A 13,474-nucleotide genomic window follows, 5' to 3' on the forward strand; every position below is an offset into this window, starting at 1 on the left:
AACCTTTGATTATAACTTGTTCAGGCTGATTTTCAGAGAAACGCCCCAGAGGGGAGCTTTTCTATTTTTTGGCGGGAATGTTTGCCGGCGGTTCGGTGACAAAGCCGATTTTTGCCAGGCCTTGGTTTTGTGCAGAAGACATCACTTGTGCAATGATTTCATAGCGCGTGGACTTGTCGGCACGCAGTTGCAGCTCAGGCTGAGGACGGCTTTGGGCCGCCTGCTGCAGCTTGCCGTCCAGGGTTGCAATGTCGATTTTGTCTTGATTCCAATACAACTGCCCCTGCGCATCAAAGGACACGGTGACGGTCTGCGGTTTTTCCGGCGCGGCGCCGGCTTGTGCTTTTGGCAAATCCAGTTTGATTGTGTGCGTCAGCAAAGGGGCAGTGATGATAAAAATCACCAGCAGCACCAGCATCACGTCCACCATCGGCGTCACATTGATATCGGCCATGGGCAGCAGGTGCTTGCCGCCCTTGCCGTTGCCATCGCTGCTGAACTGGCCGAATCCCATCGCGCCGGCCTATTTCCTGGCGCCGGCATCACTACCGTGCGCCTTGCTCAGATGAGCATGCAGGTCGTAAGCAAACGCATCCAGTTCCGCCATCGTGACGCGGTTCACGCGGTTTAGCGCGTTATAGGACAATACCGCAGGAATCGCGACCATCAACCCCAGCGCGGTCATGATCAGCGCCTCGCCGACCGGCCCCGCCACCTTGTCGATCTGCACAATGCCGGAAGCCGACACCTCGGTCAGCGCATGATAGATGCCCCATACAGTGCCCAGCAGGCCGACGAAAGGCGCAGTCGATCCTATCGACGCCAGCAAGGTGAGGCCAGTCTCCAGTTTTACGGTAATGCGGTTCATTTCTTGCCGCAGGCTGCGCGTGATCAGGTCCGTGGCCGCAGTGCCTGCACTCAGCGATCCCGCCTGGCTGGACGGATCGGCAGCGTGCAAAGCCTTGCTGGCCAGAGGCGCGTAGATATTGTCGCCGTCGGCCGCATTGGCCATCGCAATGGCATCGCCCATGGTGGGCGCTTTCCAGAAAGTATCCAGCAAGCCGGCACTGCGGCGCACGCGCCATGCCGCCCAGGCTTTGGACAGGATGGTAAACCAGCTTGCCAGCGACATCGCCAGCAGCAGGTAGGCAACCATGTGGCTGATTGCATCGCCCTGTGCCCAGTACGACGAGATGGAGAAATTCATCTTGTGGCCGATATGTCCCGTCGTGCAGGTTTAACGCAGGTTCAGTACGTCGAACATGTCATACAGGCCGGTCTGCTTGCCGGCCAGGAAGCGCGCCGCGCGCAGGCTGCCATGCGCATAGGTGACGCGGCTGGAGGATTTGTGCGTGATTTCCACTCGCTCACCGATGCCGGCAAACAGCACCGTATGGTCGCCGACGATGTCGCCGCCGCGGATGGTTGCAAAACCGATGGAGGACGGATCGCGCTCGCCGGTCACGCCTTCGCGCGCATAGACGGCGACGTCATTGAGGTCACGCCCCACTGCGTCTGCGATCACTTCGCCCATCTTCAGCGCAGTGCCGGAAGGCGCGTCCACTTTGTGCCGGTGATGTGCTTCGATGATTTCTATATCGTAGCCGTGGGAAAAACTCTTGGCAGCCATTTCCAGCAGCTTTAGCGTCACGTTGACGCCGACGCTCATGTTGGGCGCAAACATGATGGCGGTCTTTTGCGCAGCTGCCGCAATGGCCGCCTTGCCTTCATCGTCAAAGCCGGTAGTACCGATGATCATCTTGATGCCGTGCTCCGCGCAATAAGCGAGGTGCTGCAGCGTGCCTTCGGGGCGGGTGAAGTCGATCAGAAAATCCGCATCCGCCAGGCCTTGCGCCAAGTCTGAGACGATGGGCACGCCGGCAGGCGTCCCCAGGAAAGCCGCCGCATCACTGCCCAGATGGGGGGAACCGGCAATATCCAGCGCTCCGGCCAGGACGGTGTCGTCGGCATTGGCGATCGCTTCCACCAGCATTTTTCCCATGCGGCCGGACGCCCCTGCCACGGCTATTTTCAACGCTGCCATGCCTTACTCCCCGCTGCTCTCTTTTTTCTTCTCGACCGTCGGCGCCAACTCGGTCCGCTCACCGATCTTGGCGTTGGTGATATGCGCCAGATAGTCTTTTTCGGTAGGCAGGTTGCCGCCGTCGAAACGGCTTACCGCGTTATTCTTGAAGAACACGCTGACCTGGCTGGTGATGACTTCGCCATTCGGCTTCTGGATGCGGAACGGATAATCCCAGCGGTCTTCGTGGAACATATCGGTCAGCAACGCGGTGCCCAGCAAAAAGCGGACTTGCTCGCGCGTCATTCCCTCTTTCAGTTGGGCGATCATTTCCTGCGAAACGAAGTTACCCTGCTGAATCGTAATACGGTACGGCGACACGTAATTCAGGACCTTGTAGATGCCGGTAGGCGCAGTCACCTGGGCGCCGCTGGCGATGCCCTTCTCGGAAGCCGCCGTCAGCGGCTGCATCGAAGTGATAGAATCGGGTTTGGCAGCATTGCCCTGGGTTGCAGAAGCACCGTTCAGCGGCGTGGTCTCTATCTCTACCGGCTTTTTGGATGCACACGCAGCCAGGGACAGCAGTACAGGAGCGAGAGCAATAAGCAGCCCTGCTCGCAACGCCTTGCTTCGGGATGTTTCTGAGAACAACAATCGCATGGATAACCTCAATTTATTGAGCAATAGTGCTAAAACCCTATATCATAAAGCAGATAGTACTTTTTTGACCGAAAACATGACGAATAGCACTCCAAACCTGAAAGCCAGCGGACTCAAGGCAACCCTGCCACGTCTGAAAATCCTGGAAATTTTTCAAAACAGCGCGGTACGCCACCTGACAGCCGAGGATGTCTATAAGATATTGCTCAGTGAAAACATGGATGTCGGTTTAGCAACAGTCTACCGTGTGCTGACGCAATTTGAACAGGCAGGCTTGCTCAGCCGCAACCATTTTGAATCCGGCAAAGCCATCTTCGAACTGAACGAAGGCTCACACCATGACCATCTGGTGTGCCTGGAATGCGGCCGCGTGGAAGAGTTCTATGACGAAGAAATAGAAAAAAGACAACAGGCAATTGCGAAGGAACGCGGATTCACGATCTCCGAACATGCGCTCGCGCTGTACGGATACTGTTCCAAGCCGGGATGCGGCGACAAGATACGCAAATAATCAAATACTCAATACTCCCCAGCAGCTTCCAGCCGCTGCAAGGAAATAAAAAAAATGGCCTGCAATTTTTGCAGGCCATTTTTATTGCAGGCTGAAATCAGCGGCGGGCGATCTTGCCGTCATCTTCAGACAACACGATTTCCACGCGGCGGTTCAACTGGCGGTTGCCGGCAGTATCGTTACTGGCAACCGGATACTTCATGCCGTAGCCTTGAGTGCCAACCCTGTCGCGGCTGATGCCCATGCCCATCAATGCCACCATGACGGAATTGGCGCGCCTTTCGGACAGATACTGGTTATGCGCTGCGGTACCTGTGCTGTCGGTATGGCCTTCTACGAGCACAACCCTTTGCGGATTCTGCTGCAGGATCAGAGCCAGCTTTTGCACGGTCATCATGCCGTCCGGCGTCAGCTCAGCCTTGTCCACCGCGAACAGCACGTCGCCCAGCGTAATGATCAGGCCGCGTTCAGTCTTCTTGGCGGACAGGTCATCCAGTTCAGCCTGCAACTGGCGGGCACGTTCTTCCGCATTCATCTGCTGGCGCTGCGCATTGGCGGCATCGCTTTGTGCGAGGGCTGCCTGACTCTTCGCAGCATCTGCCTCTGCCTTAGCCTTGTCGGCTTCCATCGTCCTTTGCTGCAAGCGAATCCGGTCTTGCTGCAATTTGGAGTCGGTTATGGATTCTTCAGCCGACTTCTGTTTTGCTACTTCACGCGCATTGGCGGTCTTCTGTTTGGCAACGTAGGCGAGGTTATCTACCTTTTGCAGGCTTTCCTTTTGCGCCCATGCCGTATTGGCCTGGTCCAGCGCATCGCTGGCCATTTTCAATTCTGCAGAAGCGAGACGGGCTACCGTCGGATTGCTTTGCGTCGTCGCAAAATCCCGGCGCGCGTCTTCCAGTGCGCTATTAGTCTGAGGAACGGAACTGCAGGCGGATACCAGTGCGCCGGCGGCCAGCATAAGAGCGGGTAAAAATTTGAAACTTCGCATGATGATTCCCTTTCGATTTTAAGGATGAAAACGCGAGGGCGCCAGCATCCATTTTTTAGTAACGCCGGCTGTATGCCGGCATTCAATTACTTATTGCTGGCGCTGCGGTCAAGTTCTTCGCGCATGACACGAATATTGTCCTGCAGGGCATTTGCTGCAGCCTGGGCTTTGGCGGAACTGGCTTTGCTTTGTGCCAGTTGCGCATCGGCCTGCGCCTGGTTGGCGAGTTCACGCGCAGTAGCGTAATCCTTGGCGGCCAGCGCGCTGTTGGCGCGGTTCAGTTTGTCCTGCGCCGAAGCAACCTCTACCGGGGCATACTCGGCAGCGCCGGACACAGTCGCATCACTGACTGCTGCCTTGCTGACTGCCACGTCGGAAGTGGCTGGCACTTTTTCCTTGCTGGCGCAGCCGACCAGGCTCATCGCCACCAGGCCGGCACAGCATGCCGTTTTCAGCCAGGTGCTGTTGGCCGTCTTCATTTCCATCATTTCTGTTTTAAGCGTTTTCATCATCAAACTCCGTGGATTAAGTTGTTTTTGTATTGCATCGATAATCACCACAATCACCGTACTTTTTTTAAATCCGTAGCGATGTCACTTTATAAAGCGAAAGGCAGCAAGCCTCAGTACGCCAACGCACATAAAAATCACTTGTCCTGCTGTATTCTTTCTTCCATGTTGCAGCATCCTGCCCCTTGCGCCTTGCCCTGGCAGCGCAACTCACTCTATTAAAAATCACGCTATTAAATTTCCACCTGAAGGGAGTTTCCACATGAATTTCAACGTCTTGCTCACACCAATGGTTTCACTGATAGCCGGCATATTGATTCTGGTTGTGCCGCGCCTGTTAAACTTCATTGTGGCGATCTACCTGATCATCATTGGCCTGATAGGCCTGTTCGGCACCGGACACCTGCTTCACTAACGAAAAGAAACGACGGGTTCAATCCCATGACAAGAACAACGAAAATAATAAGCGGGACTGTGCTCGCCCTGGTGGCACTGGTCGCCATCGCCATCATCCTGTTTCTGAACTACGACTGGAACCGTGCCAGGCCTTGGCTGAACACGCGTGTATCGGATGCCATCGGCCGGCCGTTCAGCATCAACGGCAATCTGGCGCTGACCTGGGAAAAACCGCCCACCCGCCTGCCCGGCTGGCGCAACTACATTCCCTGGCCTCATCTGTCGGGGGAAGATATCCGCATCGCCAATCCGGACTGGGCAAAATCTGCACCTTACATGACGCAGATACAGCGCGTGCATTTCTCGCTGAACCCGCTTCCACTGCTGGACAAAAAAATATCCATTCCCGCACTGGAGCTGGAAGCTCCCAGCGTCGCGCTGGAGCGCCTGTCGGCAACCCAAAACAACTGGACCTTCAAGACCAGCGACACGCCGTCGGAATGGAAGCTCGCACTGGATGAAATCGTCTTCGCCAAAGGCGTTGTCAAACTGAAGGACGCCGTCAAGCATGCGGACATTACCGCCAACATCGATACGCTGGACGACAAGCAGGCTGCGGCATCCGGCAATCTCTACGGCATAGGCTGGACGCTGAGCGGCAGCCTCAACCAGGAAAAAGTCGGCGGCAACGGCAAGGCCGGCGGCGTACTGTCGCTACAAAAATTGAACTCGCCGTTTCCGCTCGAAGCGGACATGCAAATCGGCAAATCCGTCAAGGTGCAGATCAAAGGCACACTGACCAATCCCAGCGACCTGGCTGCGGTTGACATGCGGCTGCACCTGGCGGGTAGCAGCATGGCCAAGCTCTACGCCCTGACCGGCGTCGTGCTGCCGGAAACTCCGCCGTTTTCTACCGAAGGCCATCTGACCGGCCGCCCAAACCGCAGCGGCGGCAACTGGGTCTACGATAAATTTACCGGCAAGGTGGGTTCCAGCGACCTGGCGGGAACACTGGAATATACATCGCAGCAAAACGGTGCTCCGTTGGCGAGACCCCTGCTGAGCGGTGCGCTAGTATCCAGGCTGTTGCAGTTCGATGACTTGGGACCGCTGATCGGCGCGGACTCCAACGCCAGCAAGCAGAATCGGGGCGCGGCGCCGGTGCAGCCCTCTGACAAGGTGTTGCCGGTGGAGCAGTTCAATACCGAGCGCTGGGGCAGCATGGATGCCGACATCAAGTTCACCGGCAACAAGATCATTCGCAGCAAGGATCTGCCGATCGATAACCTGGTCACCAATGTCCACCTGAAAGACAGCGTCATCAGTCTGACGCCGCTGAATTTCGGCGCCGCAGGCGGCAATTTCAGCTCCAATATCAAGCTGGACGGACGCAACCAGCTGATCAAGGCGGAAATGAAGGTCAGCGCCCGTCATCTGAAACTGAAAAATCTGTTCCCGTCATTTGAAGCGATGAAGGCCAGCCTGGGTGAAATCAACGGCGATGCATCGCTGTCAGCGACCGGCAGTTCCATTGCGAGCCTGCTGGGTAATTCCAACGGTGAAGTCAAGGCGCTGATCAATCAGGGCTCCATCAGCAAGCTGCTGCTGGAGGAGATGGGGCTGAACATCGGCAATATCGTGCTGACCCAGCTGTCCGGCGACAAGCAGATCGAGATCAATTGCCTGGCCAGCGATTTTGCGGTCACCAACGGTGTAATGCAGACGCGCACCTTCGTTGTCGATACGCAGGAATCCATCACGAATGTTGACGGCCAAGTCAATCTGTCCAAGGAACAATTGGACCTGAAGATCAACCCGCATAGCAAAGGCTTGCGGTTGATCTCGCTACGCACGCCGCTATATGTGACAGGCAGTTTCAAGAATCCCAAACTGAGCCTGGACAAGGGTGTGCTGGCAATGAAGGCCGGTGGCGCGGTCGCGCTGGCAGTGCTGGCGCCGATTGCCGCGCTGGTGCCGCTGGTGACAGTAGGCCCGGGCCGCGACAGCCCCTGCGCCAGCCTGTTGGCGGAAGCCGGCAGCAAACCGGTAGCGCCACCGCCCGGTAAAACCAGGACCGACAAGCCTACCAGGAAATGAAGGGCTTTTACTGTTGTTCGGGCGCCAGTTCGTGGATGACCACCGCGGTTTCTTCCGATACATTGGCAAGCCAGCCGGCCTGCTTGATGGCACGGGTGCCGTCGCGGTAGCCTTGCTCCCAGCGCCATTCTATCGAACCGCGGGAGAAGTTGATATCCTTGGCCGCCATGTGCCAGTCCTGCCCGGCATACGGGATCCTGACGATATGCAGTGTAGTGTCACAGCCTAGCGCCGATAACAGCTGCTTGTCGGAGGCATTTTTTTGCTTGGCGGGCAGCCGCTTATACAGGTCGCGCAACGCCCGCTGCAGCTTGTGGGTTTCCAGGTAGGCATCGATATGCCGCATCGAACGCGACGCGAACATCACATCTTTTTGCCGCGTCTGCACTTCATCCAGCGTGCGCGGCTCCTCACCTTGCGCACTCCACAGGTCTACCATGAAGCACAGCGCATTTGCATGCGGCTGGCCGTTCAGCACGGTTTCCAACGGTGTATTCGAATACAGGCCGCCATCCCAGTACAACTCGCCGTCTATGCGCACCGGAGGGAACCCCGGCGGTAAGGCACCGCTGGCCAGGATATGCTCGGCGCCAAGGTCGCGCTCGCGGTTGTCGAAGCTGGCAAGTTCGCCGCACGTGACCTTCAGCGCGTTGACAGTAAGACGCATGCCGCCCTCCGCGTTCAGGTAGTCAAAATCCACCAGCTCCTTGAGTGTGCCGGCAAGTTCCTGGGTTTCGTAAAAACTGGCGGCATCCGGTTCCACCGGAAAACCGGCGGCAAACGGGCTGAACAAACGCGGAGAAAAGAAGCCCGGCACGCCGCGCATCATCGTTCCCAGTGTTGCCACCGAAATATTCGCCTTCCTGGCCTGGTCCGGGATGCTGCTGAGATCGATGCCGTCGCCATGGGATACGCGTTGCCAGAATTCTTTCAGGCGCTGCAGCCTGGTTTCCTGCGGGTTACCGGCGATCAGCGCAGCATTGATGGCGCCGATCGATGTGCCCACGACCCAGTCCGGCACCAGGTCGTTTTCATGCAGCGCCTCAAATACGCCTGCCTGATAGGCTCCCAGCGCACCGCCGCCCTGCAGCACCAGCACGATGGGATTATTGTCGGGGTTCAGCCGGTTGGCGGCGGAGGCTTTGCTTGCAAGGGATGGTTTCATCGATATCCACAATGAGAATGAGAACAGCAGCGTTCAGCCAGGGCCATGCCAAGGACCTACGCCTACTTGCCGGCCTTGGCGATCGCCAGTTGCAAGGCGTCCATGACAGTGCCGGCATTGAAAGGCTTGATGATATAGCCGCTGACGCCGTTTTGCAGCGCCGCCGTAAAAGTATCCCTGTCCTTGTTGGACGTCACCATCAGGATGATGGTCTTGGGCAGGGCTTCCTTGATTTTTTTCAGCACGTCCAGGCCGCTCACCGTGGGCATGACCACATCCAGCAGGATGATATTGGGCTGCAGCCGCAAGGCCATTTCCACGCCGCTGTCACCGTCGGTCGCTTCGCCGACGACGATATAGCCTTCGTGCCTCAGGATCACACGCAACACCTCGCGCGTCATGTCATTGTCATCCACAATCAGGACCGACATCGTTTTCTGACCTGCCATCGTAGAACCTCTCAATGTAAGGAAACCTGGTCGCGCCAACAGCGATTGAAAACATGTGCTTGCGCCGTAATACACTATGCGCACTGAATCTGCCGAGTCTGCTGAGCGAGTTAGTGGCTCAACGCATTGGACAGCAGCTTCGCCGTAATGTCGACGATAGGGATGACCCTTTCATAGGCCATCCGCGTCGGGCCTATGACGCCCAGCGTGCCAACGATCTTGCCGTTGACGCCGTAGGGCGCCGTGACGATGCTCATTTCGTCCATCGGCACCAGTTGCGATTCGCCGCCGATAAAAATCTGCACGCCAGTCGCCTTGCTGGACACGTCCAGCAACTGCATCAGGCTGGTTTTTTGCTCGAACATGTCGAACAGCTTGCGCAGCGATGTCATGTTGGACGACAGGTCGGCCACGTTAAGCAGGTTGCGCTCTCCGGAAATCACCATGTCGTCGCTATGGTCGGCCATGGCGTCGCTGCCTGCTTCCACCGCCGCCTGCATCAGCCGCGTCATGTCGTTTTGCAACTGGCGAAGTTCACCGTTGATGCGCGTGCGTGCATCCTCAAAGCTGAGACCGCCGAAATTCTGGTTCAGGTAATTGGCTGCCTGTATCAGTTGCGGAGGCGTGTAATCGGCGTCGGTCAGCAGCAGGCGGTTTTGCACTTCGCCGTTGGGCGCGACAATGACCAGCAGGATGCGCTTTTCGGACAGGCGCAGAAATTCTATCTGCCTGAATGTCGATTCATTGCGCGGCGTCATGACCACCCCGGCAAATTGCGACAGCGAAGATAATATTTGCGCCGCATTGGCGATGATCTTTTGCGGCGGATTGGACAGCAGTTTGGGCTGCAGCCGCGATTCCAGCGCGGCTTCATCGATTTCCTGCACGGTCAGCAAGGTGTCTACAAATACCCGGTAGCCGCGCGGCGTCGGCACCCGGCCGGCGGACGTGTGCGGACTGGCAACGAAGCCCATTTCTTCCAGATCGGCCATGACATTGCGTATCGTCGCCGGCGACAGTTCCAACCCGGAGATTTTTGACAAGGCGCGCGAGCCCACCGGCTGACCATCGGCTATATACCGTTCAACCAGGGCTTTTAGTAGTGTTTGGGCGCGAATATCGAGTTGCATGCAAGTATTCTATGCGAGATAAGCACATTCCCCGTAATTATAATAAATCCATCCAGCAATACCGGCACTTGCCTGCTACCAATGGATAATATACGGGCAACTATTACATGGTTAAAACGAGGTTAAAACAAAAATATCTATTATAGCCATTCAAGCAAGGCGTTTAATTCATTGATCACCGCATGCGGCCTTACGTGCGAATGAGGCACTTCATGCGGCTGTAAATGCTTGCGGTCCACCCAGACCGCCTGCATCCCCGCTCTTTGGGCTCCTTCTACGTCCAGCAACAGGTCGTCACCCACAAACACGATCTCCTCGGGCGGCAACTGCAGTGCTTCGCAGGCGGCGGCAAAGATACGCGGGTCCGGCTTGGCGCAGCCGAAGGTGTGCGCAGCAATGGACACCTTGAAATATGGCGCCAGGCCTATCGCTTTCAAGTCGGCAAAGCCGTTGGACACCGATCCCAGCACCACGCGGTCGCGCAAGCTGTCCAGCGCTGGCAGCACATCCGGGAATAGCTCCACCTTGTTGCGCGCATCGGCAAACACCGCCATTGCAAGGTCGGCCTTGGCAACATCTTCGCCATGCTCTTCGAACAGCTTCGTCAGCATCGCATGCCGTAGCGCCCACAGGTCATACTGGAAGCGCGGATTGGTGGAGATCATCGCCTTGCGATGACCGCGCATCCGCTCTATTGAATAATTACGCGCCACTTCCGGCGTATTGACACTCATCCATTGGAACAGCGTGGATTCTGCATGCTGCAGCACCGGCCCGACCGGCCATAAAGTCTCATCCAGGTCGAACAGCACGGCCTTGGCCCCCTTAATACTCATACCGACTCACTTTTCGTGACTAAATTAGCTCTAATTATGTTCTAATCTGCATCATCCATGCCATCAGTACTCGTTAATTTATGACTTCGTCGCCAAAAACCATTGCGCTGGTCGGCAAATACAATGCCGCCGGGGTCACTCATTCAATTACAGAATTGGCCAGTTTCCTGGACGAAGTCGGGCATACCGTGGTGTTTGAGGCGGAAACCGCGCAAAACATGCAACTCGAGGACGGCTTTACCATCATGTCGGCGGCAGAAATCGGCAAAAATGCCGATGCGGCCATCGTATTGGGCGGAGACGGCACCATGCTGGGCATTGCCCGCCAGCTTGCGCCCTACAATGTACCGCTGATAGGGATCAACCAGGGCCGCCTGGGCTTCATTACCGATATTCCACTGGACCGCACAATTCCCGTCATTACTGAAATGCTGGAAGGCAAATATGTGTCGGAAAAACGCAGTCTGCTGCAAGGCATCGTGATTCGCGACGGCGACCAGATTTTCAGCGGCATGGCGTTCAACGATATCGTAGTGTCGCGCGGCGCCGGCACCGGCATGGTGGAATTGCGCGTGGACGTGGATAACCACTTCATGTACAACCAGCGCTCGGACGGGCTGATCGTGTCCACGCCGACCGGCTCCACCGCCTATGCCCTGTCAGCCGGAGGCCCCCTGCTGCACCCGAGCCTGGCGGGCATCGTACTGGTGCCGATTGCGCCGCATGCGTTGTCCAACCGCCCCATCGTGCTACCAGACACCAGCGAAATTGTCATCGAGATTGCCGCCGGCCGCGATATCACCGTCAATTTCGACATGCAGTCCTTCGCCAGCCTGATGTACAAGGACAGGATCATCATCCAGCGCTCCGAGCACACGATCACTTTCCTGCATCCGCAAGGCTGGAATTATTACGATACCCTGCGCCAAAAACTGCACTGGAACGAGTATCCCTCCGTTGTCGGTCAGTAGGCTAAAATACAGGCCGCTTTCCCTTATTCCTTGTCTGACATCTTATGCTGCGCACGCTCGCCATCCGTGACTTTGTTATTGTTGACGCCATAGAGCTGGAATTCTCAGCCGGCTTTACCGTTTTCACCGGTGAAACCGGTGCAGGCAAATCCATCCTGATCGATGCACTGGCATTGGCGCTGGGCGGCCGCGGCGACGCCAGCATGGTGCGTGAAGGTGCAGGCAAGGCCGACATTTCAGCTGAGTTCTCCCAGGATGAGAACACAGCCGCCTGGCTGGCCGGCAACGATTTTGCCAGTGAAGACAATCAGCTTCTGCTGCGCCGTGTGATCGACAATGCCGGACGCTCCAAGGCCTACATCAACGGCATCACCGCCACTGCCGCGCAACTGCGCGAACTGGGCGACCTGCTGGTGGACATCCACGGCCAGCACGCGCACCAGTCGCTGCTCAAAACGGAAGCCCAGCGCGCGCTGCTGGATATGCAGGGCGGTTTCCAGGCAGATGTGCAGAAACTGGGTGCATTGCACAAGAACTGGCGCAACCTGGCGAAGCAGCGTGAGGAATTTGAGACCAATGCCAAAAACGTGCTGCTGGAAAGGGAGCGCCTGGAATGGCAAGTGCAGGAACTGGACAAGCTGCAGATACAGCCCGGCGAATGGGAAAGCATCAGCCATGAACACAGCAGGCTGGCACACGCCGCCAGCCTGCTGGAAGGCGCGCAGGAAGCGGCCGAACTGATTTCCGAGTCGGATCACCCGATGCTGTCGCAACTGTCTTCGCTGCATCAGAAACTGCTGAAACTGGTGGAGTACGATGCTGCGCTGAAACCGGTGACGGATGCACTGGATTCGGCCCGCATCAACCTGCAGGAAACCACCTATGCGCTGAATGATTACCTGGGCCGCGTGGACCTGGATCCGGCGCGCCTGCGCAGCGTGGAAAACCGGGTAGAAGCGATACACTCGACCGCACGCCGTTTCCATGTGGCGCCGGACGCGCTGCACCAGGAATTTGCCAGCCTGTCTGAACAGTTGCAGCAACTGTCGAATGCATCCGACATGGATGCATTAAAAGCGCAGGAAGAAAGTGCGCGGCAACTTTATCTGAAAGCAGCACAAAAACTCAGCAAGGCGCGCGGCACGGTCGCAAAAGACCTGGGCAAGGCGGTTACCGTCGCGATGCAGGACCTGAGCATGTCCGGCGGCAGCTTTTCCATCGCGCTGCATCCGTGCGAACCGGCCGCATCCGGCCTGGAGCAGGTAGAGTTCCTGGTCGCCGGACATGCCGGCGTGCAGGCAAGGCCGCTGGGCAAGGTCGCGTCCGGCGGTGAACTGGCCAGGATATCGCTGGCGATTTCCGTCATTACGTCCTGCGCGACAGCGACGCCTACGCTGATCTTCGATGAAGTGGACAGCGGCATAGGCGGCGGCGTTGCCGAAGTCGTCGGCCGCCTGTTGAAGCGGCTGGGACAGGACAGGCAGGTCTTGTGCGTGACCCATCTGCCGCAAGTGGCCAGCAAGGCCAACCAGCATTTCCAGGTCAGCAAGGCCAGCAGCGCCGGCAAGACCGTATCGCAGATAGATGGACTGGACAACAAGCAGCGTGTGGAAGAAATTGCCCGCATGCTGGGCGGCATAGAAATCACCGCCACCACCCGCAAGCACGCGCGGGAATTGCTGGCGTCCTAAGGCCTGTTAATAGTCCCTGGCGCCGGCAGTCCCCTGTAACACCAG

15 protein-coding genes are annotated in these 13,474 nt (G+C 57.3%); 5 read left to right on the forward strand and 10 right to left on the reverse strand.

Annotated features, from left to right (window positions below):
• Positions 1-61: 61 nt before the first annotated feature.
• The 4 genes from ACO0LO_RS11585 to ACO0LO_RS11600 are packed head-to-tail and all read right to left on the reverse strand — an operon-like array spanning position 62 to position 2,683.
• Positions 62-514 (reverse strand): ExbD/TolR family protein, encoded by a 453-nt coding sequence (locus ACO0LO_RS11585; RefSeq protein WP_422964385.1) that lies wholly within the window; start codon positions 512-514, stop codon positions 62-64.
• Positions 515-523: 9 nt separating this feature from the next.
• The gene (locus ACO0LO_RS11590) at positions 524-1,207 is read right to left on the reverse strand and encodes a MotA/TolQ/ExbB proton channel family protein (RefSeq protein WP_422964386.1); all 684 of its coding nucleotides are present in this window, start codon (positions 1,205-1,207) and stop codon (positions 524-526) included.
• Between the two features lie 30 nt (positions 1,208-1,237).
• Complete coding sequence (gene dapB / locus ACO0LO_RS11595; protein ID WP_422964387.1) at positions 1,238-2,044, reverse strand: 4-hydroxy-tetrahydrodipicolinate reductase; 807 nt, start codon at positions 2,042-2,044, stop codon at positions 1,238-1,240.
• A 3-nt stretch (positions 2,045-2,047) separates the two neighbouring features.
• Complete coding sequence (locus ACO0LO_RS11600; RefSeq protein WP_422964388.1) at positions 2,048-2,683, reverse strand: outer membrane protein assembly factor BamE; 636 nt, start codon at positions 2,681-2,683, stop codon at positions 2,048-2,050.
• 76 nt (positions 2,684-2,759) lie between these two features.
• Between ACO0LO_RS11600 and fur the strand changes: the two genes are divergently transcribed.
• Complete coding sequence (gene fur / locus ACO0LO_RS11605; protein ID WP_422964389.1) at positions 2,760-3,194, forward strand: ferric iron uptake transcriptional regulator; 435 nt, start codon at positions 2,760-2,762, stop codon at positions 3,192-3,194.
• A gap of 97 nt (positions 3,195-3,291) precedes the next feature.
• Here the strand turns inward: fur and ACO0LO_RS11610 are convergent, their stop codons facing one another.
• Both ACO0LO_RS11610 and ACO0LO_RS11615 read right to left on the reverse strand, forming a co-directional pair.
• The gene (locus tag ACO0LO_RS11610) at positions 3,292-4,185 is read right to left on the reverse strand and encodes an OmpA family protein (RefSeq protein ID WP_422964390.1); all 894 of its coding nucleotides are present in this window, start codon (positions 4,183-4,185) and stop codon (positions 3,292-3,294) included.
• A gap of 86 nt (positions 4,186-4,271) precedes the next feature.
• Positions 4,272-4,697, reverse strand: coding sequence for a DUF4398 domain-containing protein (locus tag ACO0LO_RS11615; RefSeq protein WP_422964391.1), 426 nt, complete (start codon positions 4,695-4,697; stop codon positions 4,272-4,274).
• Positions 4,698-4,956: 259 nt separating this feature from the next.
• Between ACO0LO_RS11615 and ACO0LO_RS11620 the strand changes: the two genes are divergently transcribed.
• The gene (locus tag ACO0LO_RS11620; RefSeq protein WP_422964392.1) at positions 4,957-5,109 is read left to right on the forward strand and encodes a DUF3096 domain-containing protein; all 153 of its coding nucleotides are present in this window, start codon (positions 4,957-4,959) and stop codon (positions 5,107-5,109) included.
• A 26-nt stretch (positions 5,110-5,135) separates the two neighbouring features.
• Complete coding sequence (locus tag ACO0LO_RS11625) at positions 5,136-7,187, forward strand: AsmA family protein (RefSeq protein WP_422964393.1); 2,052 nt, start codon at positions 5,136-5,138, stop codon at positions 7,185-7,187.
• A 7-nt stretch (positions 7,188-7,194) separates the two neighbouring features.
• Here ACO0LO_RS11625 and ACO0LO_RS11630 read toward each other — a convergent pair whose 3' ends face one another.
• From ACO0LO_RS11630 to ACO0LO_RS11645, 4 genes are all read right to left on the reverse strand, one after another.
• Positions 7,195-8,352, reverse strand: coding sequence for a patatin-like phospholipase family protein (locus ACO0LO_RS11630; protein ID WP_422964394.1), 1,158 nt, complete (start codon positions 8,350-8,352; stop codon positions 7,195-7,197).
• Positions 8,353-8,414: 62 nt separating this feature from the next.
• The gene (locus ACO0LO_RS11635; RefSeq protein ID WP_422964395.1) at positions 8,415-8,801 is read right to left on the reverse strand and encodes a response regulator; all 387 of its coding nucleotides are present in this window, start codon (positions 8,799-8,801) and stop codon (positions 8,415-8,417) included.
• A 110-nt stretch (positions 8,802-8,911) separates the two neighbouring features.
• Positions 8,912-9,931: a heat-inducible transcriptional repressor HrcA gene (gene hrcA / locus ACO0LO_RS11640; RefSeq protein WP_422964396.1), complete on the reverse strand. Its 1,020-nt coding sequence runs from the start codon at positions 9,929-9,931 to the stop codon at positions 8,912-8,914.
• 140 nt (positions 9,932-10,071) lie between these two features.
• Positions 10,072-10,767: an HAD family hydrolase gene (locus ACO0LO_RS11645; RefSeq protein ID WP_422964397.1), complete on the reverse strand. Its 696-nt coding sequence runs from the start codon at positions 10,765-10,767 to the stop codon at positions 10,072-10,074.
• 80 nt (positions 10,768-10,847) lie between these two features.
• On the opposite strand from ACO0LO_RS11645, the gene ACO0LO_RS11650 reads away from it, so the two are divergent.
• Both ACO0LO_RS11650 and recN read left to right on the forward strand, forming a co-directional pair.
• Positions 10,848-11,738 carry an NAD kinase gene (locus ACO0LO_RS11650; protein WP_422964398.1) on the forward strand — a complete coding sequence of 297 codons (891 nt, stop codon included), beginning with the start codon at positions 10,848-10,850 and terminating at the stop codon, positions 11,736-11,738.
• A 44-nt stretch (positions 11,739-11,782) separates the two neighbouring features.
• Positions 11,783-13,429: a DNA repair protein RecN gene (gene recN / locus ACO0LO_RS11655; protein ID WP_422964399.1), complete on the forward strand. Its 1,647-nt coding sequence runs from the start codon at positions 11,783-11,785 to the stop codon at positions 13,427-13,429.
• Positions 13,430-13,474: the final 45 nt, after the last annotated feature.

The sequence above is a fragment of the Undibacterium sp. TJN25 genome, assembly GCF_049339885.1.
GTDB lineage: Bacteria > Pseudomonadota > Gammaproteobacteria > Burkholderiales > Burkholderiaceae_D > Undibacterium.